Here is a 24,033-nt window from a genome sequence, read left to right on the forward strand (position 1 = left end):
GAATTGGGCGTTGGTGGGTCTCAGTTGACGTTGTCGAAGAATTCGTGCGCCACCGGCACGGCCGCCTCGGCGCCGAATCCGCCGTCTTCGATGAGCACGGCCACGGCCAGGTCGCCCTGGAAGCCGGCGAACCACGAATGGGTTCGCGGCGGGGAGTCATTGCCGTATTCGGCCGTGCCGGTCTTGCCGTGGACCGGGTCGCCTGGAACATCTTTGAGGTCGGTCGCGGTGCCCTCGGTGACGACTGCGCGCATCATCACCGAGATCTCCTTCGCTGCGTCCGCGTCGAGCGTCGGGGCATCGCCCTGGCCGGTGCCCTGACCTGCAGCCTGGCTGCCGTCGCCGCTCTTCGCCTCGTCGAGCGCCTCACCGACAACGAGCTGCGGGGTGACGGTCTCCCCCGCCTCCACCGAGGCGGCCATCGTCGCCACGGCCAGCGGGCTCGACTGCACCTTGCCCTGACCGATCATCTGAGCTGCGTGGGTGACCTCGTCATCGTCGGTCGGCACCGAGGCCATCTTCGCGCCGATGGCCGAGGCGTCGCCGAGCATGCCGAGTTGGGCGGCGGCATCGGCCACCTCGCTGCCTGAGACCTTGTCGCCGGAGGAGACGAATGCGGTGTTGCAGGAGTGGGCGAAGTCGTCGGCGAAGCTGACGGTGCCGAGCACTTCGTCTTCGGCGTTCTTGAAGCTCTTGCCGCCGATGTTCGCGGTCTTCGGGCAGTCGATGTCGTCGTCGGGACTCACCCCGGCGTCGAGCAGCGCCAGCCCCGAGGCGATCTTGAACACCGAGCCGGGAGCGTACTGGCCGCTCAGCGCTCGGTCCCAGGCCGCTCCTTCCGGGTCCTGGTTGGCCACGGCGAGCACGTGGCCGTCGCTGGGGCGGATCGCGACTACGGCGGCCGGCTTCTTCGCCGTCGCTGCCGCCTTGTCGGCGGCGGTCTGGATATCGACGTCGAGGGTGGTCTCGACGTCTTCGCCGTCTTTCGCTTCGAAGGCATGCAGGCTCGTCAGCTTCGTCTTTCCGCCTTTGTCGTTCGTCGAATCGCCCTTGGCGAAGACTTCGACGCTGCCCGGTCCGCTGAGACGGGAGTTGAAGGTCTTCTGCAGACCGGTGCGACCGACGATGTCGCCGGCGATGATCTCACCCTTGGACTTCTCGATGTCATCGGCGCTGGCAGGACCGGCCGAACCGAGGGTGGCCTGAGCGAACCCGCGGGAGCGTGTCAGGGTCTGGGTATCCTCGGTGAAGAGGATTCCCGGCAGATCGTGGATGGCGCTCTTGACCTCTTTGTAGTCGTCTTCGCGCAGTGTCACGACGGGGACGAGCTGGTTGCCTTCGGCGTCATCGACCGACTTCTCGAGGTCATCGGCGTCGAGGTCGAGGGAGTCGACACCGTCGTTGAGTCCGCTGACGAGTCGGCCGATGGTGTCGGGTTCGAGCCGGTTCGGGTGGACGCCGATGTCGACGACCTTCCCCTCCTCCATAAGCACTTCATCATCGGCGCCGAGGATCTTCCCTCGCCCGCCGGGATTCGCGCGCAGAGCGAAGCTGCCGCCCTTGCCGAGCTTCGGGTGGATGGCCTTCTCAGTGAGATCCGCCCACCAGAAGAGCCCGTTCTTCTCCAGCGGCAGCTGGGAACTGTACTCCCAGGACTCTCCGTCGTTGTTCGCCCACGTCCAATCGAGGGTGGCCACGGTCCGACCGTCCGCCTCGGTGATGTCGTCGACGGTGACCGACCGCAGGTCGACTCTCGTGCCCAATGCCTTCGTGACCCGGTCGAACAGGCCCTGAGCGAGGTCCTTCTCATGCCAGATGTCCGAGCTCAGCTGTTCTTCGGCGAGGTCGTGGGCGGCCGCCTTCGCAGCGGAGGACTTCGTCATCGGCAGACGGAAGAGAGCGAAGACTCCGGCTCCGGCGAGCAGCACGAGGACGAGAGCGACGGCCAGCCAGACCCGGGACTTCTTCGACATGGGACCATCCTCTAACGAGGCCCCCTCGATGTCCATTGCTCTGTGCCGAGACCGGCGTTACGTCGGTCCATGGCCGATTGTTGAGTCGGTCGTGGGCGCGGTGACAGAGCGATCAGCCCGCGGCGTCGGTCACGGGCGGCTGCTCGCGCACGTAATCCGCGGTCAGCCCGCGTCGGGGACGACGGTGTATTCGAGGACGGGACGACCGGCCGAACCGTATCGGGGACGACGTTCGAGCATCCCGGCGTCGGCCATGGATTCGAGGTAGCGGCGAGCGGTGACTCGCGAGACCCCGAGCCCTTCGGCCAGCTCTGCGGCGGACTGGCCCGGATTCTCATTGAGCAGGCTCTTCACCTCGGCCTGGACCGCATCGGGCACGCCCTTCGCGGTCGCCGCCACGGTGTGCGTGCGCAGAGCCGAAATCGCCTTGTCGACCTCGGTCTGGGTGACCTCGCCGTCGTTCGAATCCCCGCCGAGGCGGTTGCGGAAGGACGAATACGCCTCGAGTTTGGATTTGAAGACGGGGAAGGTGAAGGGCTTGATGATGTACTGGGCGACCCCGTAGGACAGGGCCTCCTGCACGATCTGCATGTCCCGGGCCGCGGTGACCGCGATGATGTCGACGTCGACGCGTTGGCCGCGGATGGCGCGGCAGACCTGGAGTCCGTGCCCGTCGGGCAGGTTCATGTCGAGGAGGACGAGGTGGACGCCGGAGGGATCGAGGCCGTAGATCTGACCCGTGAGAGCAGCCATCGCCTGAGTGGCGTTCTTCGCCACTCCCGCGACGTGATAGCCGTCGATGCGGTCGATGTACTTCGCGTGAGCACGGGCGGCGACCACCTCATCCTCGACGACGAGCACACCGATGCTCGATTCAGGCGCAGTTGTGTCCGACATGCCGCCAGTCTATCTTCACCCGTTTGACAGCGTCCCGGATCGTGTTGCAGTCCCGACACATCGAGCCGAGCCCGCACCTACCGGCACCGAGCCCGCCGGCGACGGTCCAGCCCTATCCGGTCTGACCCGCCCCGGTCTGACCGGCCCCATTCTGCCCCGCACCGTTCGGGTCGGGCAGCCACACCGTGAGCACTGCACCCTTGAACCGGTCGCAGTCCTCCCCGTGGCCCTGCACATCGACGGCTCCCCCGAGTCGGCGGATCGCCTGCACGACCAAGGACAGCCCGACCCCGCGGGTGCCCGTCTGCTGGCGCCCCTGCCCCTGGTCGGTCTCGACACCGTCGTGCTTCGTCGACCACCCGCGTTCGAAGATCGCGTCGAGGTATTCCTCGTCGATGCCCGGACCGTCGTCGCTGACCTCGATCGTGAATCCGCCGGGACCGCCTGAACCGGACAGTTCGACGTGGACCCTCTTGTCCTCGGCCAGAACGTCCTGCCTGCTCAGGGCGTCGAAGGCATTGTCGACGAGGTTGCCGAGGATCGTTGCGAGGTCGCGATCATCCCCGCCGAGGTTGCCCGTGAGGTCCGCGGTGTCCACCGTCATCTCGATGCCCACCTCGGCGGCTTGGGCGATCTTCGACAGCAGCAGCGCCGAGAGGACGGGGTGGTCGAAGGTCATCGACCCGTCCCCGTTGACCCGGTTGAGATCGTCGATGTCCTTGGCCGCGAAGTCGATGGCCTCGTCGACGTGCCCGGTCTCGAGCAGGGACACGACCATGTGCAGCCGGTTCGCGTATTCGTGGGTCTGCGCGCGCAGGGAATCGGAGAAGGACCGCACGGAGACGAGTTCGCCGGAGAGCTCGGCCAGCTCCGTGTGATCGCGCATGGTCACGACCCAGGTGTCACTGGCCGCCTCGGTGGGCTGCTGATTGACGACGAGGACGCGGTCGTCGGTGTAGTGGATCTCGTCACGAGCCCACCGGCCGGAGGCGAGCAGATCGTGCAGCGCCTCGGGCAGGTCGAGTTCGCGCAGCGGCATCTCCTCCGCCGAGGTGGGCCCCGGGTCCGCATCGTCACCGGCGGGCGGCATGCCCAACAGTTCCCGGGCCTCGGTGTTGATGAGCACGATTCCGCGGGCACGGTCGACGAGCAGCAGTCCTTCGGAGACGGCCGTGAGCACGGAGGAGTAGAAGTCGAGCATGCTGCGCAGCTCGTCGGCACCGTAGTCGCCGGTGACCCTGCGCAGTCCCCGCGATGTCACCCAGGACGAGCCGATGCCGAGGATGAGGGTGAGGACGGCGATGCCGATGAGCCATTTGCCCTGTGCCAGGAAGCCTTCGCGGACCGAATCGGCGGAGCTGCCGACGATGACGGCGCCGACGACGGTGTCCGATCTCAGTCCGTCGACGCCGACGTGTTCGGCATAGACCGGGGTGACGACGTACATGGTGCCGTCGGCCGGGCCGCCGTCGTTGATGAAGCGCACGGTCGACCTGCCCTCCTGCAGGGCCTGTCCGTCGACGGCCTGGGCCAGCTGGTCGATGGAGTCCTCGGGAATCTTCCCGGAATCCGCCGAGGCGGTCTTCGCTTCCAGCGCCTGTTGGCGTCCGGGTGAGCCCAGGGTCGGCGGGGTGAGGAGGAAGTCGATGGGCACGACCGCGGCGATGTCGAAGCCGTATTGGCTGATGACGTTGTCCAGCAGCGTCTGGACGTCGTCGCGGGACTCGGAGTCGAGATAGTCGTCTTGGCCGACGTCACCGGTGCCGACGAGGCCCAGCGACATCGAGATGTTGTCCGCGGCCGACCGCAGCAGGTCCTGTTCGCGCTTCGTGTTGAGCTGGGAGAGCTGGAGGTAGAGCAGACTCGTCGTGAGCACCATGATTCCCACGAGCATGATCGAGTTCGCGAACATGATCCGACCGGCTGCGGAGAGGCGGACCCACCGACTCAGGCGACCCACCGGTCCGGCGGGCCCCTTCGACAGCACGGTGCGCTTCTTCTTCGGCATGGAATCCATTGTGCCACCCACGCTGAGGCCGTCTGCCTGGTCAGGCGGGCAGGCCATGCGGCCGGTTCAGAGGGCCTGCCGAGTCAGTCAGACGGATCAGTCCGGCAGGGTCAGTCAGCCGAGTCAGTCAGGCAGGGTCAGCCTGCCTGTGTTCAGAGCGCCAGACTGATGGGCCCGGCGGGGACCGCGGAGCACACGAGCACTTCGTCGCCCTCGACTCGGGCAGCCGGTTCGATCGGGTAGAGCACGGACCCGGCGGCCAGGGACACCGAGCAGGTTCCGCAGGATCCGCCTCGGCAGGAGCTCGGTGAGCGGAATCCGCGCGCTTCCAAGGATTCGAGCAGGGTGCCTTCCTGCGGCTGCCAGACGAAGCTCGTGCCCGATTCCTCCAGGGTCACCTCGGCGGGCGAGCATGCGGCGATGGCCTCGCTCATTCCCGTGTTCGGAGAGGCGAAGGTCTCCTGGTGGACGGCGGGAACGCCGGCCTCGTCAGCGGCGGCGAGCACGGCCGCCGTGAAGTCGCGGGGTCCGCAGACCATGACGTTGTCGCAGCCGGCCACCCAGTCGACGAGTTCCATGTGCCCGGGTCGACCGGCCGTCGCGGTGTCGCGGTGGTGGGTCTCGACGGGCACGGCTCCCGAGTGGGCGCGGTCCTGCAGCCGGTTCCACAGGCAGGCGGTGCGGTGGTCGCGGTCGACGTGGAAGAGCCGGATCCGGTCGGTGGCGGGCAGGTCGGCCAGCCCATCGCTGCGCAGCAGTCCGAGGCTCGGGGTGATGCCGATTCCCGCGGTGATCAGGGCCGTTGTGCCGCCGAAGACGCGGGAGGCGGTCATGGTTCCGTGCGGGCCGGAGGTGAGGATCCGCTGTCCTTCGTCCAGCGACGCCACGGCGCGGGAGCCCTTGCCCTGGGTGCGCACGGCGATGCGGACGATGTCGTCGTCGACGTCGGTGATCGTATAGGTCCGCCAGAACGGTGCACCGAGGTCGAGGTGGACGCGCAGGTTCGTGCCAGGTTCGTCGAATTCGCGGATCCAGCCGAGATCGTCGCGCAGAGCCACCTCGACGATATCGTTGCAGATCTGCTGACGGCCGACGACGGTCATGAACCGCGGAGTCCGCGCGACCTTGACCAGGTCGTGCGGGGCCGGGCCTTCGACGGTGATCTCGTCGCCGGCCATGACAACGCCGGTCTCGAGGATCTGCCCGTAGATTCCGCAGTGCAGATGCCCGCAGGCGGAGTTGAGCACACGCGGGACGTTGACGTCGACCTCGGTAGTCGTCGGGTTGACGGTCGTCGCCGGGCAGCGTTCGATCGTCGAGCGGATCGCCAGGCGCACGCCGCCGAGGCGGATGATCGAACCGATGAGCGCGAACTCTTCGAACGGGGCGAGCCCGTCGACGAAAATGTTGCCGCGGAACCGCAGCGGGTCGAGCTCGGCTGCGGGAGTGGCCGGGTCGCCGTTGCCGGATCCTGTGCGTTCCGCCTCCTGCGCGCTCAGCCCGAGGGCGGCGCGGCCCTCGTCGGTATCGGCGATCGCGGCGACCGTGGCGGGATTGATGAGCGAGACACCTGAGCGCCGCGAGTCGAACATTCCCTGATCCGCGACGGCCAGGCAGCGCGGGAATGTACCCTGAGGGGGTATCCGTTCGGAGAGGAATCTCGCCGAGGCGGCCCTGCCCTCTTCGTCGTCCGTGGAGAAGGTCGTCGATTCCCCCGTCGGGGCCGTGAGGGTCACGGTCGCGGAATCATCGTCGGCTGCCTCGGCGGGGGCACTCCGCTCGTCAGGATCGGTCTCGGTCGCGGAATCGGCATCGGCGTCGGCGCCGACCGCCTCGGGGAGTGTCGTTGCGACCTGCCATTTCTGCAGGTCGGTGTCGTTCTTGAGCACGGTGAAGGCGGAGTACGAGCGCCAGGCGTCGGCGGGGACGTCGAGGCTGCCGTTCGTGAACGCCGCGATCCGGTCGCCGCGGATTCCGCGATCCTTGACCACTCGGGCCTCGGTGAGCTCCTCGGCGGGGAATCCCTTGACCGGGAACCGGAACAGTCTGGCAGCACGCATAATTCGATTGTAGGAGCCGGAGAACACGTCAGGGTCAGGGTGAGAGCAAACGCACAGCCGCCTCGGCGAGGAGCGATCTTGATTTATACCCTGTAGGGGTATACGGTGTGAGTATGACTGAGCAACATGGATACACCCCGCAGAAGGACGCTCTCGCACGGAGGATGAAGCGGATCGAAGGTCAGGTCCGCGGAATCGGGAAGATGATCGACGAGGACAAGTACTGCATCGACATCCTCACCCAGGTCTCCGCCGCGACAGCCGCGCTGCACGCGGTCTCCATCAACCTCCTCGAAGAGCACATCGCTCACTGCGTGGTCGACGCCGCCTCATCGGGCGACGACGAAGAAGCGCGGAAGAAGGTCGAAGAGGCATCAGCCGCCATCTCCCGACTCATCAAGAGCTGAGCGGAGGGCTGCGTCCACCCGGTCGGGGTGCGACGACGCCCGAGGCTCTGACATCGGGAAACACTCACCGCTGATTGGAGAACACAATGACGACCACCACCATCACCGTTTCGGGAATGACCTGCGGACACTGCGAAGCCGCGGTCAAGGAAGAGCTCGGGTCACTCGCGGGCGTCTCGGACGTCGCGGTCGACCTCAACGCCGGGGGCGATTCCCCGGTCACGATTACCTCAGCGGACGCACTCGACGATGCGGCGATCCGTGCCGCCGTCGATGAGGCCGGCTACGAGGTGAAGTGATGCCTCGCGAGCTCGAGCTCGACATCACGGGCATGACCTGCGCGTCGTGCTCGGCGCGGATCGAGAAGAAGCTCACCCGCCTCGACGGGGTCACGGCGGCGGTCAACCTGCCGCTGGAGACCGCGCATGTGGTCATCGATTCCGAACTCAGCGACGACGACATCACCGCCGTCGTCGAGAAGGCCGGCTACGGTGCCACGGTGCGCAGCCCCGGCGCAGGCGGTGCCGGTCCGGAGATCGTCGACTACGATCCCCGCCACCTGCGACCGCGCTTCGCAGGCGCCCTCATACTGGCCGTGCCGACCGTCGCGATCTCGATGGTCATGAGCTGGCACTTCACCGGGTGGCAGTGGATCGTCGCGATCCTCGTCCTGCCGGTCGTCACCTGGGGCGCGTGGCCGTTCCACTCGGCGGCGTACAAGGCCGCCCGCGGTGGATCGACGACCATGGACACCCTCGTCAGCGTCGGCATCACCGTCGCGAGCCTGTACTCGTACTTCACGCTGGGTCGGGCCGTCGCCGACGGTCACGGCTGGGCGATTCCCGCCGAGTACCACTTGTGGTTCGAAGCGGCCGCGGCGATCACGGTGTTTTTGCTCATCGGCAAGCTCACCGAGGACCGGGCGAAGAACCGGGCGACGGCTGCGCTCAAAGCGCTGCTCGACCTCGGCGCGAAGTCTGCGACCGTGCTGCGTGAGGGCGCCTCCCCGAATGGTGCCGCCGCTTCGGACAGTGCCGCCGCGAATGACGGCCGTGTCGAGGTGCAGGTGCCGATCGATGAGCTGACCATCGGCGATGTCTTCCTCGTCCGTCCCGGCGAGAAGATCGCCACCGACGGTGAGGTGCTGAACGGTCATTCGGCCATCGATGAGGCAATGCTCACCGGCGAATCCGTTCCGGTCGAGGTCGGCCCCGGAGATTCCGTCACCGGCGCCACGATCAACACCTCCGGTGTGCTCGAGGTCCGTGCCACCCGTGTGGGTGCGGACACGACGCTGGCAGCCATGGCCGATCTCGTCTCCCGTGCGCAGAACGGCAAACCTGCCGTGCAGCGACTGGCCGATCGGATCTCGGCGGTGTTCGTGCCGATCGTCTTCGGCATCGCCATCCTCACCCTGCTCGTCTGGGGCTTCGCCACCGGCGACTGGGCGGCGGGACTGCATGCGGCACTCACCGTGCTCATCATCGCCTGCCCCTGCGCCCTTGGCCTGGCCACGCCCACGGCTCTCGCAGTCTCGTCGGGGCGCGGATCCCAGCTGGGCATCCTCGTCTCCGGTCCCGAGGCGCTGGAGTCGACGCGGTCGATCGATACGGTCGTCCTCGACAAGACCGGCACCCTGACCACCGGCGTGATGAGCCTGACCGGAACCGAGCTCTCGCCCGCTGACTTCGATGTCCTGGCCCGATTGGAATCGCGCAGCGAACACCCGATCGCCCGCGCCATCGTCGACGCCGCGCCCGAGATCGTCGGGACGGGGTCAGCTGGAGCCGCCGCGACCGGGACTCCCTCGGCGGGGAGCCTCTCGACCGGGACTGTCTCGACCGAGCCGGATTCGATGGGATCGTCCGAGGATTCGGCCAGGGCCGCCTCGGCGAGGTCGGTCGAAACCGCGGCCGGGTCATCGGTCACGGATTTCGAGAACATCGCCGGCGGCGGACTGCGGGCCACGATCGACGGTGTCGAGGTTCTCGCCGGTCGTCCTGATCTGCTCCGCGAGCGCGGAATCGCGGTCAACTACCCGACCGATTCGGTTCCGCGTGGGGCCACGATCGTCGCACTGGCGATCGACGGTCAGTTCCGCGGGCTGAGCTTCGTCTCCGATGAAGCCAAGCCGACGGCCAAGGCAGCGATCGACGAACTGCATTCGCTGGGACTGAGCACCGTGCTGCTGACCGGGGACAACGCCCAAGCCGCCGAGGTGGTCGCCGAGGCTCTCGGAATCACCGAAGTCCGTGCGGATGTCCGTCCGGAAGGCAAGGTCTCCGTGGTCAGCGAACTGCAGGGGCAGGGCCGGGCCGTGGCCATGGTGGGCGACGGGGTCAACGACGCCGCCGCTCTGGCCGGTGCCGACCTCGGCATCGCGATGGGGTCGGGCACGGACGCGGCGATGGCGGCTTCGGATGTCACCATGGTCAAGTCCGATCCTCAGCAGATCCCGCAGGCGATCAGGCTCTCGCGCCGGACCTTGGGGCTCATCAAGGGCAACCTGTTCTGGGCCTTCGCCTACAACACGGCAGCGATCCCGATCGCGGCGTTCGGTCTGCTCGACCCGATGATCGCCGGGGCTGCGATGGCGTTCTCGTCGGTGTTCGTCATCCTCAACAGCCTCCGCCTACTGCGGTTCAAGTAGGCGCGGCGGGGCGGACGAGCATCCACCCCCGACCTCGAGCATCCCCCACTGAAAGCGCCATAACCCCCTGCTCCTGCAGGGCGTTATGGCGCTTTCGGTGTCTGATGCCTCAGCAGGTGTAGGAAGGGACATTCCCGCGAGGGTGTGCCGCAAACGGTGAGGTCGGCCGATGGTGGCTCGACAGCGGCAGGAGTTGTCTTACCGCATGACCGGGTAAGACTGGTTCTGGTTCTGCGTATCCTTGCGCATCACCCAGTTGAGGTAGCTCGTGAAGCCCGACACCAGCACAAATGCCGCTCCGGCGTAGATGAATGCGTAGCCGAAGGCGCGGCCGTCCTGCCATGCTCGGGTGACGATGATCGCGAGGACGAGAGTGACGATTCCGCAGACGGCGCCGACTTTGATCGCGTCCTTGTAGGACACCGTGCTGGTGGGCTTGCCGCCTGTGGACTTCTTCTTCGGGGTGTTCGTGGGCGCCATGCCGCTCATTCTACCGGTCCGACCTGAGAGCCGACTCGCCCCCACACGCACACCGAGGCGGCCGCAAGCCCCCTTGTGGCCGAACTCTGACGCCGGAACCTTTGACCGGTGCGGGCGGATTCTGCTCACCTGAACTGATGATCAGGTGGACTACAGGCTCGGAACAGGCAAAAATGAGGGTGTGCCCGTCACTGTCAGACGCGCCTCCGGGGAGGCGCTGTGCTCATTTCACTCCAGCCAGGCCCCGCCTGGCCGTGAATCATGTGCGGACACCACTGCACCGACGACCACCGCCGCAGACATCGCAGCCGTCGGCCCCGGCCCCCTCGACATTCCCCACTCGTCATCCCCCCGTCACACCCTCCGTACTGTCACTGCACTCATCCTCGCGGCGGTCATGACTCTCACCGTCACGGCATGCGGACCCGATCGCGGGCTCAAGGTCTCCCCCGAGGGCAACCCCTCCCCCTCTCTCTTCGCCCCCAATACCGAGGCGGCCGGCCAGGCGAACGAACCGTTCTCGCTCGACGAGGTCCGCAAGGCCATCGAATCGTCCTCGGGAATCGCCGTCACCGGCAGCGCCACGGAGACCGCCAAGGTCGTCGCCGACTGCGAGGACTGCCTGAAGTTCGCGTCGCCGTTCCTCAGCGGTGAACAGAAGTTCCAGCTGGTCACGGTGGCCAACCCCAAACAGCGGAATGAGATCATCGCCGGCGCCGTCATCAGCGAACAGAGGGGCGAGCCCCGCCTCGAGCTCATCGCCACAGGCAATCAGCTCAAGGTCAGTCCCGGCAGAAATGGGACACTGGTGGTGCAGGAGGCCATGTTCGCTGACGGGGACAAAGCATGCTGCCCCTCCGGCTGGTCGGTGCAGGTGTTCCGCCTGCACGACGGTAGGTTTGAACCAGGTCAACGCTTCACGCGGCTTAATGGAGAAACGTAATGCACATAGTTCTGGTCGAGGATGACGAGGTCATCCGCGAAACGACGCAGATCGGACTCGAACGCTTCGATTACACAGTCTCGGCCTTTGCCGACGGCCGCGAGGGGTACGAGTTCGTCTCCGCCAACGGCGCCGACGTCCTGCTTCTGGATCTCATGCTGCCGACGATGAACGGCGCGTCCATCTGCCGTGCCGTGCGGGAGCGTTCGACGATCCCGATCATCATCATCTCCGCCCGCTCGGACGCCATCGACATCGTCCAGGCGCTCGAGGCGGGAGCCGATGACTACCTCACCAAGCCCTTCGACATGCAGGTGCTCAACGCCCGCATCCGTGCGGTCGTCCGCCGCTTCATCACCACCGGCACCGACCGGTTCGGCTACTCCCCCGCCCCCGAAGCGGATGAGCATCACGAAACCGTCATCGGTCCCGGCGGCATGGTCACCGGCGACGGCATTCCCGAGGTCCTCGGCGCCAGCCCCGGAATGGACACCCGGGATCGACTGCGAGCGCAGCTCGAATCCGATGACACCTACCTCGGTGCCGGTGGGAAATTCACCACCGCCCCCGAGGCGGACGACGACGAAGAGGCGATCGGCGGCACCGGGGTTCCCCCTCGCCCGAACGGCTCGCCCACGGTGGCCCAGGAATCGTCCGGCTCCGACGGCGGGTTGGGTCCGTTCCGCACACGACTGGGCTCCCTCGTCCTCGACACCGGCCGACTGACCGTCGAGGTCGACGGAGAGGAAGTCCATCTCACCCCGACCGAACTGCGCGTCCTCCTGCTGCTGACCGAGCAGCCCGAGCACGTGTACTCGCGGGAGAAGATCGCGTTCACGGTATGGGGATACGAATGGGCCGGCGACTCCCGCGTCGTCGACGTCCACATCCAGCGCCTGCGGAAGAAGATCGGGGCGAACATGATCGAAACCGTTCGCGGATTCGGTTACCGCTTCGCAGGCTGATCGCATGTCGCTGCGCTGGAAGATCTCTCTGCTCATCGTCGCCTCGGTGATCATCGCCGTGCTGTCGTGCTCGATCGTGCTGCGCCAATCCGCGGCACGGGCCGAGGACGACCGGATGCGTTCGACCGTGACGGAGCAGCTGACGAACGCAACGGCCATCTTCTCCGAAACCGGGGTGCTCACCCTCAACGCCCGCATCGACGATCCCGAACTGCCCAAGGAAGCGCGCAAGTCCGCGCTCAAGGGGCAGAGCGTGACGATCCGGTCCGAGGTCGACGGCGAGGAGATCGTGTGGGCAGCCGCCCCGATCGAGGTCGGTTCGCACACCCAGGTGATCTCCGTGCGCGCTTCGACGAAGGACAGCCAGGAGCTCATCGGCCAGATCGACCAGGCGCTGCTGGTGGGCATGATCGGCTCCGCCCTCGTCGTCGGCGGTGTCGGATCGATCGTCGCCGGCCGCATCTCCCGCAGGCTCACCCTCGGCGCTCAGGCCGCCAGGAAGATCGCCGCCGGGGACACGACCACGCGCATCGCCGATGTCATCGACGAATCCGATCAGGAGGTGTGGGCCTTCGCCACGGCCGTCGACACCGCGGTGGCCCGCCTGACCGAACGGATCGACTCCGAGCAGCGCTTCACCGCCGACCTCGCGCACGAGATGCGCACACCGCTGACCGGTCTGGTCAACGCCGCGAACCTGCTCGAAGAGGATTCCCGCCCCGCCGAACTCGTCAAGGACCGGGTCGTGCGCATGCAGGTCCTCGTCGAGGATCTCCTCGAGGTCTCCCGCCTCGACGCCGGCCGCGCCAACCCCGAGTTCACCCGCGTCGACGTCGATCAGGCGATCCGGTCCCTGCTGGGCACGATGGAAGCTTCGGGCGCCCTCGCCGGCCATCAGATCGACACGCATCTGGCGGCGCTGAATTCGACGCTGGTCACCGATGTCCGCCGTTTCGAGCGCATCGTGTCGAACCTGCTCGTCAACGCGATCAAACACGGCGGAGATCCCATCCGTTTGGAGACGAGCACGCGCAGCATCGTCGTCACCGACTCCGGTTCCGGCTATCCGCCGGACATCGTCAACACCGGCCCGACCCGCTTCGTCTCCGCAGGCGGCGGCGGAATGGGCCTCGGTCTCGTCATCGCGCAGGGGCAGGCTCGCCTGCTCGGCATCACGCTGATCTTCAGTAACGACCCCGTAACGGGAGGCGCCCGAACCGAGGTGATCTTCCCCGACGAGGAAGCCCAGGAACGCGCGCTCCGACAGTACATCGAGAGCCGATCCGAATAATTTCGCCGAGGCGGCCCCTGAACGTCGTCCACGGCGCTGACCTGGCCTGATACCGGGATTCCGGGGTTTCGCTGAACCCGGCCTGAACATCGGCTGACCGCCCGCGGGTGCGACTCGTCACCAAAATATGACAGGTTCTATATATTCCCGTTACACTTTTGTGATGTTGTATTGAAGTCGTCGAAACCTCGGCGGTCTTCGACGAGTCACAGTCACACGGAGAGTTATGTCAGAGTCATCATCGACCACAGAACCAACGGTGCGTCGACGGGATCTGCACAGGCGTCGCTCATCGTCCCCGTTCTCACGCGCACGCACTTCGTCGCGCAGCACCGGGACACCGGCCGCGCCTGCATCCACTGCATCCGCTGACTCCTCTGCCGAGTCACTGTCGCCGAGGCGCGCAGCGATGGCCGCCGAGGCGCAGGCGGCTCAGCCGTCTCCACGCCGGGCCGCAATGGCTCGTGAAGCCGCTGCGGTCCCGACGACCTTCGGCTCACCGCCTGCCTCGTCGGCCCGTCGGGTCAGCGCAGGAGCCGCCGAGAGCCGCGGGTCCGATGGCGCGCTGCTCAAGTCCGTGCGCAAAAGGAAGGTGCGGACCGTATCGACTCTGGCTGCCGTCTCAGTGGCCGGTGCCGCAACTGCAGTGACCATGCTGGTCAACAACCTCAGCGGCGGTGCCGAGGTCAAGACCGACCCGACCGCCGCCGGTGAGCCCGCCGCCATCAATGCCGAGAAGGTCAATGCCGACGTCCCCGAGGTCAAGGGGAAGTCGTCGATGGAGATCGGCGTGCCGAGCGCCAAGCAGAAGAAGGTCGAAGCCGCGTCCCGCGCGGTTGAGAAGAGCGCCCTGCCCGGCTGCGATGAGAAGCAGAACTTCGACCAGTCCGCCGGCAACGGCGAGCTGCCCGATGAGTGGCTGTGCGATCTCGGCAAGGAAGATCACCGACTCCGTGCCGACGCCGCTGTCTCCTTCGCGAAGATGAACGCCGCCTACAAGAAGGACACCGGCAAGGAACTCGAGATCACGGATTCCTATCGTGACATGGCCGGACAGCTCTCGGTCGCCGGCCGGAAGCCGGGCCTGGCCGCCAAGCCGGGCACGTCCCTGCACGGTTGGGGCATCGCCCTCGACCTCGGTGGCGGAGTCGCCAACAAGACCGGAGCCTGGAACTGGCTCGTCGAGCACGGAGACGAATACGGCTGGGAGAACCCCGACTGGGCCAAGGCCAGCATGTACGAGCCGTGGCACTGGGAATACACTCCCGCCCGCGACTCGATTCCCGGCAAGTGATCGATCAGCTGCGCAGCGCCCGTCCGTAGCGGCGGCGGTAGATGATCTGAGCGAGCCGGACGAACGGTTCGCCGAGTCTCCAGTTGCCCAGCCCCGCCCGCGAGACCGACCTCAGGAGGAGGAAGACCCGGTCATCGACGGTGCGGATGAGGATGAATGACTCCTCTCCGGTGATCGGATGTCCCGGCTTCGTGCCATAGGTGAAGCCGCACCGGTCCTCCGCTTCGAAGACGTCGATGACCCGTGAGGGCTCAGCCAACCGGAGGGGTCCGAGGCGCACGCGGATCGTCGGCTCCTGGCCCGGCTCCACTCGAGGCGCCCGGCCAGGTCTCACTCCATCCGCGCGAGCGTCGACATCGGCCGTCGACTCCGCTCGACCCGATCGAGCCGCTCGACCCGCTCGACCCGCTCGATCGGCTCGATCCGCTCCGTCCGCGCTCCCATCCACCTCGATGTCGAAGCCGCTGCGGATCTTGACCTCCCAGTGCAGGACCTCCTCGGCGCAGCGGTCGAAGGTCTCTTTCCCGTGCCCGACGAAGTACGCGGATTCGAAGTTCCGGTAGGCGTCGGGACGCTCCAGCCACCTCGGCGAGAGGGGTTGCGTCAGCGTCTCCGGACGGTCCTGTGAGTGTGCGGCCATGCTTCCAACCTCACGGACTCGGCCCGTCAACCTGACGGACTCGGACCGTGGGACTCACAGTCCGGACGGCGGGGTGGCATCGACCGGACGGCCACGTATGATGCCAAGAACAGCGGACCTCAATCGAATGTCCGCTCAGCATCTGAGCCACGATCAAAGGAGAACCACGTGCGCACAATCGACGGCATCGACGAGATCGAATCGCTCATCGGCCAGGAACTCGGCTCCTCCGAGTGGATGACGATGGACCAGGACGCGATCAGCGCCTTCGCCGACGTCACCGGCGACCACCAGTGGATCCACGTCGACGAAGCGCGCGCGGCCGAGGGGCCCTACGGCGCGACGATCGTCCACGGATTCTTCACCCTCTCGCTCATTCCGAAGTTCTCCACCGAGGTCTTCACCATCGAGGGCGTGTCGATCCGCGTCAACTACGGACTCAACAAGGTCCGCTTCCTCCAGCCCGTCGTCGTCGGCTCCCGACTGCGCGGAACCATCAGCGTCAAGAAGGTCATCCGCGGCGACAAGGGCACTCAGGTCATCCTCGAACACACGATCGAGATCGACGGCCAGGATCGCCCCGCATGCGTCGCCGAGGTGGTCACCCTCCTCGTCGAGTGAGCGAGGTGCCAACGAGGAGCCTGCAATCCGGGTTGCAGTGCGGCGACGGTGCTCAACCCCGCCTCAGGTGGGCGAATTGGTCACTCTCCCGACGGTTTTCTGTGACCATTTCGCCCTCCTAAAGCACGTTCGGGCGGTGGGCGTCGAGCTGCTGAGCGACGCGGATGTAGCCGAGGTGTGAGTACGCCTGCGGGTGGTTGCCCAGGTGCATCTCGGCGACGGGGTCGTATTCCTCCGACAGCAGTCCGGTGGGCCCGAGCAGGTTGTCGACCTGCCGGAACAGATCCCAGGCGTCGTCGATGCGGCCGACCTTGATGAAGGCTTCGATGAGCCACGTCGTGCAGATGTGGAATCCGCCCTCGAGCCCGGGCAGCCCGTCGTCATAGCGGTAGCGGAACACCGTCGGGCCGACCCGCAGCTCGCGTTCGATCGCGTCGACGGTGGACACGAACCGCGGATCGTCGGCGTCGAGCAGCCCCGAGAGTCCGACGAACAGGGCCGCCGAATCCAGGTCCGTCTCACCGTACGCGACGGTGAACGCTCCGACCTCCTCGTTGTAGCCGTGCGTGAGCACGTCGTGGGCGATCTCCTCGCGCAGCTGCCGCCACGCACCGGGCGGCTCCCGGTCGAACCGATCCGCGATCCGCAGCGCCCGATCGACCGTCACCCAGCACATCACGCGCGTGTACACGTTGTGCTTCGGCGCGCGCCTGGCCTCCCAGATCCCGTGATCGGCCTCGAACCACCGTTTGCCCACGGCTTCGACCATCTGGCAGGTGAGCGTCCAATAATCCTCGGGCAACTCGCCGAGGTGGTCGCTGAGTTCGTCGAGGAGCTCCGTGACCGGGCCGAACACATCGAGTTGGACCTGATGTTCGGCGGCGTTGCCGACCCGCACCGGCCGTGATCCGGCGTATCCGGGCAGGTGGTTGAGCACCGCCTCAGTGGTCAGGGCCGAGCCGTCGACGGCGTAGAGCGGATGGAGCTGTTCGGGTGAAACCGTGCGCTCGAGGATGCCCGACAGCCATGAGAGGAAACCTTCGGCCTCACCGGTGGAACCGAGGGCGAGCAGGGCGCGGACAGTCATCGACCCGTCGCGCAGCCAGGTATAGCGGTAGTCCCAGTTGCGGACGCCGCCGATGCCCTCCGGCAGGGAGGTCGTGGGGGCGGCGAGGACTCCACCGGTGGGTTCGTGGCACAGGGCGCGCAGGGTGATCGCCGAGCGGATGACCTCTTCGCGGTGGTGACCGGGCAGAGTCAGTGATTCGACCCAGTTCGTCCAGAAGTTCAGGGCGCGTTCGCGCACATGGTGCTCGCCGCCGGTGGCCATGTACCCGGCGTCGCCCGTGCCCGTCCCGCAGGCGAGGACGAGGACGACGGATCCGCCGGGCTGCTGCGAAGGGACGACGGTTGCTTCGGCGGTGTGGGAGTCGCCGTTCTCAATGATGTCGAAGTCGATTCCGGGGGCGTGGAGTTCGATCGGCTCCGCGGTGCCGAGCACCGAAACCCCGTCATCGGTCCTGGTCATCCGGGTGGGAACCGTGGCGTAGTCGAGCCTGGGTGCGAACCGGATGCGGGTCGGGGTGTCGCCGGTGAGTACGCGGACGACGATCGTGTCGTCGCTGTGTCCGTCCACGGGAGCGAGGTAGTCGACGCAGCTCAGTCCGGCCCACCGGGTCTCGAGCAGGGTCGAATTCCCGAGGTAGCGCTGGGTCAGCGGGGCAGCCCCGTTGGCCGGTGCCACGGCGAAGAATCCGGCCGCCTCGGAGCCGAGGATCTCGGAGAACATCGACGCCGAATGCGGCAGCGGGTGCGGCATCCAGCAGATGCTGCCGGTGGGGTCGATGAGCGCGGTCGACTGTCCGTTGCCGACGAGGCTGTGCCGCTGGATCGGGGTGGCGCGGCGGCCGAAGAGCCAGGATTTGCGCAGTTCGAACAGGGCGCTGAGGACGGTGGAGACCTCGGCCGGTGAGTCCAGCCGGAAGTCGGCGTGAGTGGGCGCGGGCTGATCCCCGACCTTGAGCCCGAGGTCGTCGGCGCCGAGGGTTTCGAGAGCGAATTCGTCGGCGGTGTCATCACCGATGAAGACGACGGCCTCCGCCCCTGTCTGGCTGCGCAGACGGGTCAGCGCATCGGCCTTCGACGACGGTACGACGGACAGGTCGATGACCTGTTTTCCGCGGGTGGGATGGATCGGGTGGGCGGCTGCGAGCTTCTCGACGGCGGCTTCGATCTCCCGCCGGTCGGTCTCGTCGAGTCCGCGCAGGTGCACGGCCGCGCCGGTGGTTTTGTGCTCGATGACATCGCGCGGCAGGGCGCGGGTGAGGTCGGCGCGGAAGTCGACGAGGACCGCCCGCTGCGTTTCGGTGAGGGCGTCGATGGTGAAGGTGTCTGTCTCACCGCCGTGAGACCCGAAGAGGTGGACCTCCCGGGGCAGGCGCGACATCGCCGCGAGGTCGCGCAGACTGCGACCGGAGATCACCCCCGCCGAGGTGGACGGCAGCAAGGCGAGCGCGCGCAGTGAGTCGACCGAGCTCTCCAAGGGAAAGGCTTGGCTGGGGACGTCGACGATGGGGGCGATCGTCCCGTCGTAGTCGGTCGCCACCAGCAGGGATGGGGAACGGGAGAGCGCGAAGAGGCGCCGGAAGAGGACGGGATCGAGTGCTCGGCTGGCTTCGGCCAGGTCGCCCAATAGTTCGGAGGACCTCACCGAGGCGGCTATGGTGGCCAATCGGGATTCGGTTGCGCTCTCGTGCTCGACAGTGCTCATCTCACCTCGGGTGTCTCGGTTGGCTCGGGTGCCGGTCAGGGCTCTTTCGTCACGGGGGTGTCGTCGTCCGGATCGTCCGGATCACCGGAATCGGCCGCGCCGTCGGGGTCCGTTGAGTCGGGCGTGTCCGCGGCATCGGACCGGCTCGTATCGTCGGCGGCGTCAGCGGCACCCGCGGGGGCAGCGTCGGCGCGGTCGGTCGCCTCGGCGGGGGTGTCGATCTGTTCGGGCAGGGCACCGAGCTTTGCCAGCTGGCGGCCCTTGCTCAGGCGGGAGTAGCCGCCGATGATGAAGATCACGCCGGCGATGAGGGTCGCCGCTCCCGTGAAGCCGAGGATCGACAGGGCCTCCATGCCGTCGCCGAAGACGAGGATGATGCCGAGCAGGACGTGGACTCCGGAGGCGATGAGGAAGTCCGAGGCCATGGGCTGGGACCGCAGCTGCCGGTAGGCCCAGAATTCGAGTGCGCCGTGCAGCAGGGCCCAGATGCTCACGGCCGCGCGCAGTTCGGCGGGCTGGTCGGCGAGGAAGAGGAAGACGATGGCCGGGATCGCGATGACGGCCTGGCCGAAGATCGCGGTGCGCACGTTCAACGGCGAGCGCACGGCCTGGAAGACCAGGGCCAGGGCGAAGAGGATGAGGTAGCCGATGGCCAAGTGGTCGACGACGTCGGTCGGCAGGCTCAGCTGCGCGGGGTTGACGGCGTCGCGGGGCCAGAAGACGGTGACGATGCCGAAGGCGACGCCGAGGACTCCACGCACGATCATGGGCCAGCCGAGCCGACTCGCTGCGGCAATGGCCTGCGGGGCGGCTTCGTTACGCGGGGGCGTGGATTCGGTGCGCGGTTCTTCGGTACTCATCACGGCACCAGTCTAGGTCGCCTGCCTGAGTCTGTCCGGTCAGCGTCGACTCAGGCGCGGGTGGGCGGCGCTTCGTTGCGTATCATGTCTTTACGTAATTACGTATTGATTGTATTATCGAAGTATGGAATCGACACCGTCGGCAGACGATCGCCTCTCCGCCCTCGAACAACGAGTCGCCGAACTCGAGGCTGCGGCCGCCTCCATCGCGCCACCGCGGCCCGCCGCAGGCGAAGCGGCGACCGCCCTGCCGGGCGACGCGGAGACCTTCTGGGCGCTGCATGGGCTCGTCGACCACCTCGGCGAGGAGGGCGGAGTGACCTACACCGGGTACACGACTCCCCCGGGCGGCAGCGGTCCCGTGGCGTGGCAGATGGGCCTGAGCAGCGCGGGCCTGGCGCAGATCGACTTCGCCGAGGCGGCCGGATCCCTGGCAGCCCTCGGCCACCCGGTCCGCCTGCAGCTGCTCCAGGCGATCTATGAGGGCACGAGCACCGTGGCCGAGCTGGGCAAGGACGAACGCTTCGGCACGTCCGGGCAGATCTATCACCATGTGCATGCCCTCGCTGGCGCCGGTTGGTTAGAGAGCGCCCGCCGCGGACACTGGCGGGTGCCCGCTCAGCGAGTCATTCCACTGCTCACCCTCGTCCTCATCGGCACACACTGACGAACCCTCGCGTCCTTGGGCCATCGCCCACCGCACGACCCGTACCGGACCACCACACTTTCCACCCCTGCTGACCAGGAGGAACGATGACCGTCACCGACGACCACCGCACATCTGCGGCCGCGGGACGGCCGCCTCGGCGACTGGGGATTGCCTTGCTTGCTGCCTCACTCACGGCCGCCGTGCTCGCGGCGATCACCCCGTGGCCGCGCGGTTTCCAGGGCGCGCCTACCGGGGATCCCGAGCTCATTGCTGAGCTCGAGGACGCACTCGGCAGCCGGCATTGGCAGCACGTGGCGGCCGCCCGCGTCGACGGCGACGAAGTGACTTTCGCGGGCACCGGAGCCCATGAGCACACCGAGTTCGAGATCGGATCGATCACGAAGACGTTCACGGCCGCGCTCTTCGCCGAGGCGATCGACCGGGGCGAGGTGAAGGCGGACACCCGCCTCGGCGAAGTCTGGCCGGACCTGGACGGGAAGGTCGCCGAGGTGACGCTCGAGTCGATTGCGATGCAGCGGTCGGGGCTGCCCTCCCAGGAACCCGCTCCGAGCTTCAGTGACGGAGTGATGAGCGTGCTGTCGAATTACATCCACACCGACCCATACCGCGGGGACGCCGCTGACATCGTCGCCAGCCTCAACGACGTGGACGTGGGCGAGCCGGAGCCCGAGTATTCGAACTATGGGTTCGCCGTTCTCGGCCAAGCCCTCGCCGAGGTGGCCGGGCAGGACTATTCCGAACTCGTTCGCGACCGCCTCGCCGAACCCTTGGGGATGAAGGAGACATTCGTCCCGGAGTCCGCTGACGGTCTGTCCCATGGGTTCACGGCATCGGGGCTGCCGGCCGCTCCGTGGACTCTCGGCGGCTCGGCGCCAGCCGGCGCGATTCGATCGACGACCCATGACCTGTCGATCTGGCTGCGAGCCGTGAGCGACGGAACCGCGCCCGGCGCCGACGCGGCCGAACCTCGAGCCGACTTCGAGGACGACCGCATCGGCTGGGCGTGGTTCACGACGACGCAAGACGGCTCGACCATCACCTGGCACAACGGCGGCACCGGAGGGTACCGGTCGTACCTCGGATTCGACACAGAGAGCGGTGGCGGCATCATCGTCCTGAACGACTCAGCCAACGACGTCGATGAGGCCGCGAGTCTTGTCTCGACGAAGGGAGAACGCTCATGAGTCCCGAACTCGTCTCTACTGTCATCGGGGCCCTCATCGTGGCCTGGGGTGCCTTCACCGCGTGGCGAGCTCCTCGTGCGGCGTCCCGGATCGGGCTGCTCTCAGGGATGGTCACGGCGGTCGTATTCGTGCTGCTCATCCGCCTCATCACCCCGTTCGGCGGCTGGGAGAGCTGGTTCATCTACGTCTGGCTGGCCGGAATGCTCGCCATCGTCGTCTCCGTCTTCCGAGCCGCGCTCGTCTGGTCGGACCTGCCGTGGCGATCCGACGAGGCGAAGGCACGCAGGAACGAGGCGAGCGGGCTCGGCTTCTCCGCTCTGCTCGCGCTCCTCATCGCTGGCGCACTCGTCCTTCCCGGACTCTTCCTCTGACGGAGAGCGCCCGGCTCCGCGAACAGCCGACCACGGCGGCCTGAGCCGGCCGGCGTCGGGCTCTACTTGCCCTTGACGGTCAGAGTGCCGCCGCTTTCGGAGACCTCGTACTTCGGCAGCGGCTCCTCGGCCGGACCGGAGATCACCTCACCCGTGGTCACCGAGAAGTTCGAGGAATGGCACGGGCAGATGATGGCCTTCTCGGTGATCTGTTTGACCTGGCAGCCCTGGTGGGTGCACACCGATGAGAACGCGAAGAACTCGCCTTCCTTCGGCTGAGTGACGACGTAGGTGTCCTCGATGACGGTGCCGGAACCGACGGGAACGTCGGAGGCCGGCAGACTCGAGTCCTTCGTCGGCTCCGCCTCCTCGTCAGACGAACACGCCGAGGTGGCCGCCACAGAGCCGCCGATGACGGCCACCGTTCCGGCCACGCCCGCTGTCTTCATCACACGTCGTCGGGTCGGATCCGCCGTTGCGGTCGATTCGACTTCGGCGGGGCTGCTCGGGGTCGTCGTCATCGGAATCTGCTCCTTCTCGCGGGTGCGCACAATCCGCCATGCCGCCAACAGACATGGACTCGTAAGTTCCAGCGTACAATCGCAGTCGGTTCACCGCCTGCAGGTACCTGTCAGGATCGAATGGCACCAGACCGGTCCTCGGACGATCGGGGCGATGGGTGCGGTGGGCCGCCTCGGCGAGGGACGATTTCAACCGGAAAAGGGGTGCGGCAGTGGCCGACGAGACGGCAGCACACCAGCGGCGCCCGGATCCGCGCATCGCGACGGGATGGGGCCTGGCCGCCTCGGTGTACGTATTCACCGTCGTCATGATGGGCACCACCCTGCCCACGCCCCTCTACCCGCTCTATGAGGAGCGGTTCGGGTTCGGCACCGCATTCACCACTCAGCTCTTCGCAATCTACGTGGTCGGGGTCATCGGCGCGCTCGTCGTCTTCGGTCGCCTCTCCGACGGACTGGGTCGACGGCCGGTGCTCAGCCTCGGGGTGATCTTCTCGACCGCCTCGGCGGTGCTCTTCCTCATCGGATCCCACATCGGCCTGCTGCTGACCGGCCGAGTTTTGTCCGGTCTGGCCGCGGGGATCTTCACGTCGACCGCCACCGTCACCGTGCTCGAGAACGCGCCCGCCGGGCGCGAACGACTCGCCGGATCCTTGGCCACGGCGGCGAATATGGGCGGCCTCGGACTCGGGATCCTGTCGTCCGGACTGCTCGCCCGCTTCGCCCCCGCTCCCCTGCTCACGCCGTTCCTCGTCAACGCGCTCATGCTCGTCATCGCCGGCTTGGCGCTCATCTTCGTGCGGGACCGGACGCACGGCGGGGCGACGGCTGTGCGGTTGCAGCTGCCGGGGATTCCCGCCTCGGCGAAGCGCATGTTCCTGGCCGCCTCACCTGGGGCGATCACCGGCTTCTCGGTGTGCGGGCTGTATTCGGCGATCGCGCCGAGCTTCATCGGGCAGACCCTGCACGTGACGTCGACCGCGGTCACGGGCGCCGTCGTGTTCCTTCTCTTCGGCGCCTCGGCGACGGCGCAGGTGCTGCTGCGCGGGTTGAACGACCGTCGACTCATCATCGGCGGGACCGTGACCATGATCGTGAGCATGGGTGCTCTCGTCTTCGCGCTCATGGCGGGGTCCCTGCCGGTGCTCATCGCCTCCGCAGCGTTGGCCGGTGCCGGGCAGGGGCTCGTGTTCATGACCGGGATGCGTGCGATCACCGCGGTGACCGCGCCGGAGCACCGCACCGAGGCGACCACCTCGTACTTCATCCTTGCGTACGTGTTCATATCGGTGCCGGCGATCGGTGCCGGATTCCTCGCCGCCGAGGTGGGACTGGCGAACGCGACCGTCGTCTTCGCCGTCGCTGTGGCCGCGGTGTGCGCGTTGGGACTCGTGGCGGCCCGGAGGTTCAGGTCAGTGACGTGAACTA

The 24,033-nt window shown here is 67.1% G+C and carries 21 protein-coding genes; 12 read left to right on the forward strand and 9 right to left on the reverse strand.

The features are described 5' to 3' along the window. Positions 1 to 20: 20 nt before the first annotated feature. The 4 genes from SB749_RS03970 to SB749_RS03985 form a co-directional block, all read right to left on the reverse strand. Entirely contained in the window at positions 21 to 1,973 is a 1,953-nt protein-coding gene (locus SB749_RS03970) for a penicillin-binding transpeptidase domain-containing protein (protein ID WP_410709153.1), read from the reverse strand. A 162-nt stretch (positions 1,974 to 2,135) separates the two neighbouring features. Beyond that, positions 2,136 to 2,870, reverse strand: coding sequence for a response regulator (locus tag SB749_RS03975; protein WP_101547022.1), 735 nt, complete (start codon positions 2,868 to 2,870; stop codon positions 2,136 to 2,138). 112 nt (positions 2,871 to 2,982) lie between these two features. Then, positions 2,983 to 4,878 (reverse strand): sensor histidine kinase, encoded by a 1,896-nt coding sequence (locus SB749_RS03980; protein ID WP_410709154.1) that lies wholly within the window; start codon positions 4,876 to 4,878, stop codon positions 2,983 to 2,985. Between the two features lie 152 nt (positions 4,879 to 5,030). Continuing rightward, on the reverse strand, positions 5,031 to 6,938 hold the full coding sequence (locus SB749_RS03985) for an MOSC domain-containing protein (protein ID WP_410709155.1): 1,908 nt from the start codon (positions 6,936 to 6,938) through the stop codon (positions 5,031 to 5,033). A 113-nt stretch (positions 6,939 to 7,051) separates the two neighbouring features. Here SB749_RS03985 and SB749_RS03990 point away from each other — a divergent pair, with 113 nt between their 5' ends. The 3 genes from SB749_RS03990 (at position 7,052) to SB749_RS04000 (ending at position 9,995) form a co-directional block, all read left to right on the forward strand. Beyond that, on the forward strand, positions 7,052 to 7,345 hold the full coding sequence (locus SB749_RS03990; protein WP_062862662.1) for a metal-sensitive transcriptional regulator: 294 nt from the start codon (positions 7,052 to 7,054) through the stop codon (positions 7,343 to 7,345). Positions 7,346 to 7,431: 86 nt separating this feature from the next. After that, positions 7,432 to 7,644 (forward strand): heavy-metal-associated domain-containing protein, encoded by a 213-nt coding sequence (locus tag SB749_RS03995; protein ID WP_410709156.1) that lies wholly within the window; start codon positions 7,432 to 7,434, stop codon positions 7,642 to 7,644. Next, entirely contained in the window at positions 7,644 to 9,995 is a 2,352-nt protein-coding gene (locus SB749_RS04000; protein ID WP_410709157.1) for a heavy metal translocating P-type ATPase, read from the forward strand. Before SB749_RS03995 ends, SB749_RS04000 begins: the two co-directional genes overlap by 1 nt. A gap of 198 nt (positions 9,996 to 10,193) precedes the next feature. Here SB749_RS04000 and SB749_RS04005 read toward each other — a convergent pair whose 3' ends face one another. Then, positions 10,194 to 10,475, reverse strand: coding sequence for a hypothetical protein (locus SB749_RS04005; protein WP_139467472.1), 282 nt, complete (start codon positions 10,473 to 10,475; stop codon positions 10,194 to 10,196). A gap of 181 nt (positions 10,476 to 10,656) precedes the next feature. On the opposite strand from SB749_RS04005, the gene SB749_RS04010 reads away from it, so the two are divergent. The 4 genes from SB749_RS04010 to SB749_RS04025 all read left to right on the forward strand — a co-directional run bounded on the left by SB749_RS04010 (position 10,657) and on the right by SB749_RS04025 (position 14,968). Beyond that, a complete protein-coding gene (locus tag SB749_RS04010; RefSeq protein WP_410709158.1) occupies positions 10,657 to 11,418 on the forward strand; it encodes a hypothetical protein in 762 nt (253 codons plus the stop codon). Beyond that, positions 11,418 to 12,383, forward strand: a complete 966-nt coding sequence (locus SB749_RS04015) for a response regulator transcription factor (protein WP_410709159.1) — start codon at positions 11,418 to 11,420, stop codon at positions 12,381 to 12,383. The genes SB749_RS04010 and SB749_RS04015 overlap by 1 nt, the downstream gene beginning before the upstream one ends. A 4-nt stretch (positions 12,384 to 12,387) precedes the next feature. After that, positions 12,388 to 13,674: a sensor histidine kinase gene (locus tag SB749_RS04020; protein WP_410709161.1), complete on the forward strand. Its 1,287-nt coding sequence runs from the start codon at positions 12,388 to 12,390 to the stop codon at positions 13,672 to 13,674. 226 nt (positions 13,675 to 13,900) lie between these two features. Further along, positions 13,901 to 14,968, forward strand: coding sequence for a D-alanyl-D-alanine carboxypeptidase family protein (locus tag SB749_RS04025; RefSeq protein ID WP_410709162.1), 1,068 nt, complete (start codon positions 13,901 to 13,903; stop codon positions 14,966 to 14,968). A 4-nt stretch (positions 14,969 to 14,972) separates the two neighbouring features. Here SB749_RS04025 and SB749_RS04030 read toward each other — a convergent pair whose 3' ends face one another. Continuing rightward, entirely contained in the window at positions 14,973 to 15,608 is a 636-nt protein-coding gene (locus SB749_RS04030) for a DUF1990 family protein (RefSeq protein ID WP_410709164.1), read from the reverse strand. 168 nt (positions 15,609 to 15,776) lie between these two features. Between SB749_RS04030 and SB749_RS04035 the strand changes: the two genes are divergently transcribed. After that, positions 15,777 to 16,229, forward strand: coding sequence for a MaoC family dehydratase (locus SB749_RS04035; protein WP_410709166.1), 453 nt, complete (start codon positions 15,777 to 15,779; stop codon positions 16,227 to 16,229). 118 nt (positions 16,230 to 16,347) lie between these two features. Here the strand turns inward: SB749_RS04035 and otsB are convergent, their stop codons facing one another. Both otsB and SB749_RS04045 read right to left on the reverse strand, forming a co-directional pair. Continuing rightward, the gene (gene otsB / locus SB749_RS04040; protein WP_410709167.1) at positions 16,348 to 18,999 is read right to left on the reverse strand and encodes a trehalose-phosphatase; all 2,652 of its coding nucleotides are present in this window, start codon (positions 18,997 to 18,999) and stop codon (positions 16,348 to 16,350) included. Between the two features lie 35 nt (positions 19,000 to 19,034). After that, positions 19,035 to 19,859 carry an HdeD family acid-resistance protein gene (locus SB749_RS04045; protein WP_410709168.1) on the reverse strand — a complete coding sequence of 275 codons (825 nt, stop codon included), beginning with the start codon at positions 19,857 to 19,859 and terminating at the stop codon, positions 19,035 to 19,037. A gap of 124 nt (positions 19,860 to 19,983) precedes the next feature. On the opposite strand from SB749_RS04045, the gene SB749_RS04050 reads away from it, so the two are divergent. The 3 genes from SB749_RS04050 (at position 19,984) to SB749_RS04060 (ending at position 22,084) form a co-directional block, all read left to right on the forward strand. Then, positions 19,984 to 20,526 carry an ArsR/SmtB family transcription factor gene (locus SB749_RS04050; RefSeq protein ID WP_410709169.1) on the forward strand — a complete coding sequence of 181 codons (543 nt, stop codon included), beginning with the start codon at positions 19,984 to 19,986 and terminating at the stop codon, positions 20,524 to 20,526. Positions 20,527 to 20,612: 86 nt separating this feature from the next. Next, positions 20,613 to 21,713: a serine hydrolase domain-containing protein gene (locus tag SB749_RS04055; RefSeq protein ID WP_410709170.1), complete on the forward strand. Its 1,101-nt coding sequence runs from the start codon at positions 20,613 to 20,615 to the stop codon at positions 21,711 to 21,713. Then, a complete protein-coding gene (locus tag SB749_RS04060) occupies positions 21,710 to 22,084 on the forward strand; it encodes a hypothetical protein (RefSeq protein WP_410709171.1) in 375 nt (124 codons plus the stop codon). Before SB749_RS04055 ends, SB749_RS04060 begins: the two co-directional genes overlap by 4 nt. Positions 22,085 to 22,146: 62 nt before the next feature. Here SB749_RS04060 and SB749_RS04065 read toward each other — a convergent pair whose 3' ends face one another. Beyond that, entirely contained in the window at positions 22,147 to 22,605 is a 459-nt protein-coding gene (locus tag SB749_RS04065; protein WP_410709172.1) for a Rieske (2Fe-2S) protein, read from the reverse strand. 212 nt (positions 22,606 to 22,817) lie between these two features. Here SB749_RS04065 and SB749_RS04070 point away from each other — a divergent pair, with 212 nt between their 5' ends. Further along, entirely contained in the window at positions 22,818 to 24,029 is a 1,212-nt protein-coding gene (locus SB749_RS04070; protein ID WP_410709173.1) for an MFS transporter, read from the forward strand. Positions 24,030 to 24,033 lie beyond the last annotated feature (4 nt).

This window comes from Brevibacterium sp. SIMBA_078 (assembly GCF_046534565.1).
In the GTDB taxonomy this organism is placed as follows: domain Bacteria; phylum Actinomycetota; class Actinomycetes; order Actinomycetales; family Brevibacteriaceae; genus Brevibacterium.

Excerpts from the sequence above, each read along its gene's own strand:
- SB749_RS04045 (WP_410709168.1), bottom strand. The coding sequence starts at position 19,859 with ATGAGTACCGAAGAACCGCGCACCGAATCCACGCCCCCGCGTAACGAA.
- SB749_RS04015 (WP_410709159.1), top strand. The coding sequence starts at position 11,418 with ATGCACATAGTTCTGGTCGAGGATGACGAGGTCATCCGCGAAACGACG.
- SB749_RS04000 (WP_410709157.1), top strand. The coding sequence starts at position 7,644 with ATGCCTCGCGAGCTCGAGCTCGACATCACGGGCATGACCTGCGCGTCG.
- SB749_RS04060 (WP_410709171.1), top strand. The coding sequence starts at position 21,710 with ATGAGTCCCGAACTCGTCTCTACTGTCATCGGGGCCCTCATCGTGGCC.
- SB749_RS03980 (WP_410709154.1), bottom strand. The coding sequence starts at position 4,878 with ATGCCGAAGAAGAAGCGCACCGTGCTGTCGAAGGGGCCCGCCGGACCG.
- SB749_RS03995 (WP_410709156.1), top strand. The coding sequence starts at position 7,432 with ATGACGACCACCACCATCACCGTTTCGGGAATGACCTGCGGACACTGC.
- SB749_RS04065 (WP_410709172.1), bottom strand. The coding sequence starts at position 22,605 with ATGACGACGACCCCGAGCAGCCCCGCCGAAGTCGAATCGACCGCAACG.
- SB749_RS04020 (WP_410709161.1), top strand. The coding sequence starts at position 12,388 with ATGTCGCTGCGCTGGAAGATCTCTCTGCTCATCGTCGCCTCGGTGATC.
- SB749_RS04025 (WP_410709162.1), top strand. The coding sequence starts at position 13,901 with ATGTCAGAGTCATCATCGACCACAGAACCAACGGTGCGTCGACGGGAT.
- SB749_RS04055 (WP_410709170.1), top strand. The coding sequence starts at position 20,613 with ATGACCGTCACCGACGACCACCGCACATCTGCGGCCGCGGGACGGCCG.
- SB749_RS04050 (WP_410709169.1), top strand. The coding sequence starts at position 19,984 with ATGGAATCGACACCGTCGGCAGACGATCGCCTCTCCGCCCTCGAACAA.
- SB749_RS03975 (WP_101547022.1), bottom strand. The coding sequence starts at position 2,870 with ATGTCGGACACAACTGCGCCTGAATCGAGCATCGGTGTGCTCGTCGTC.
- SB749_RS04030 (WP_410709164.1), bottom strand. The coding sequence starts at position 15,608 with ATGGCCGCACACTCACAGGACCGTCCGGAGACGCTGACGCAACCCCTC.
- SB749_RS03985 (WP_410709155.1), bottom strand. The coding sequence starts at position 6,938 with ATGCGTGCTGCCAGACTGTTCCGGTTCCCGGTCAAGGGATTCCCCGCC.
- otsB (WP_410709167.1), bottom strand. The coding sequence starts at position 18,999 with ATGAGCACTGTCGAGCACGAGAGCGCAACCGAATCCCGATTGGCCACC.
- SB749_RS04005 (WP_139467472.1), bottom strand. The coding sequence starts at position 10,475 with ATGGCGCCCACGAACACCCCGAAGAAGAAGTCCACAGGCGGCAAGCCC.
- SB749_RS03990 (WP_062862662.1), top strand. The coding sequence starts at position 7,052 with ATGACTGAGCAACATGGATACACCCCGCAGAAGGACGCTCTCGCACGG.
- SB749_RS03970 (WP_410709153.1), bottom strand. The coding sequence starts at position 1,973 with ATGTCGAAGAAGTCCCGGGTCTGGCTGGCCGTCGCTCTCGTCCTCGTG.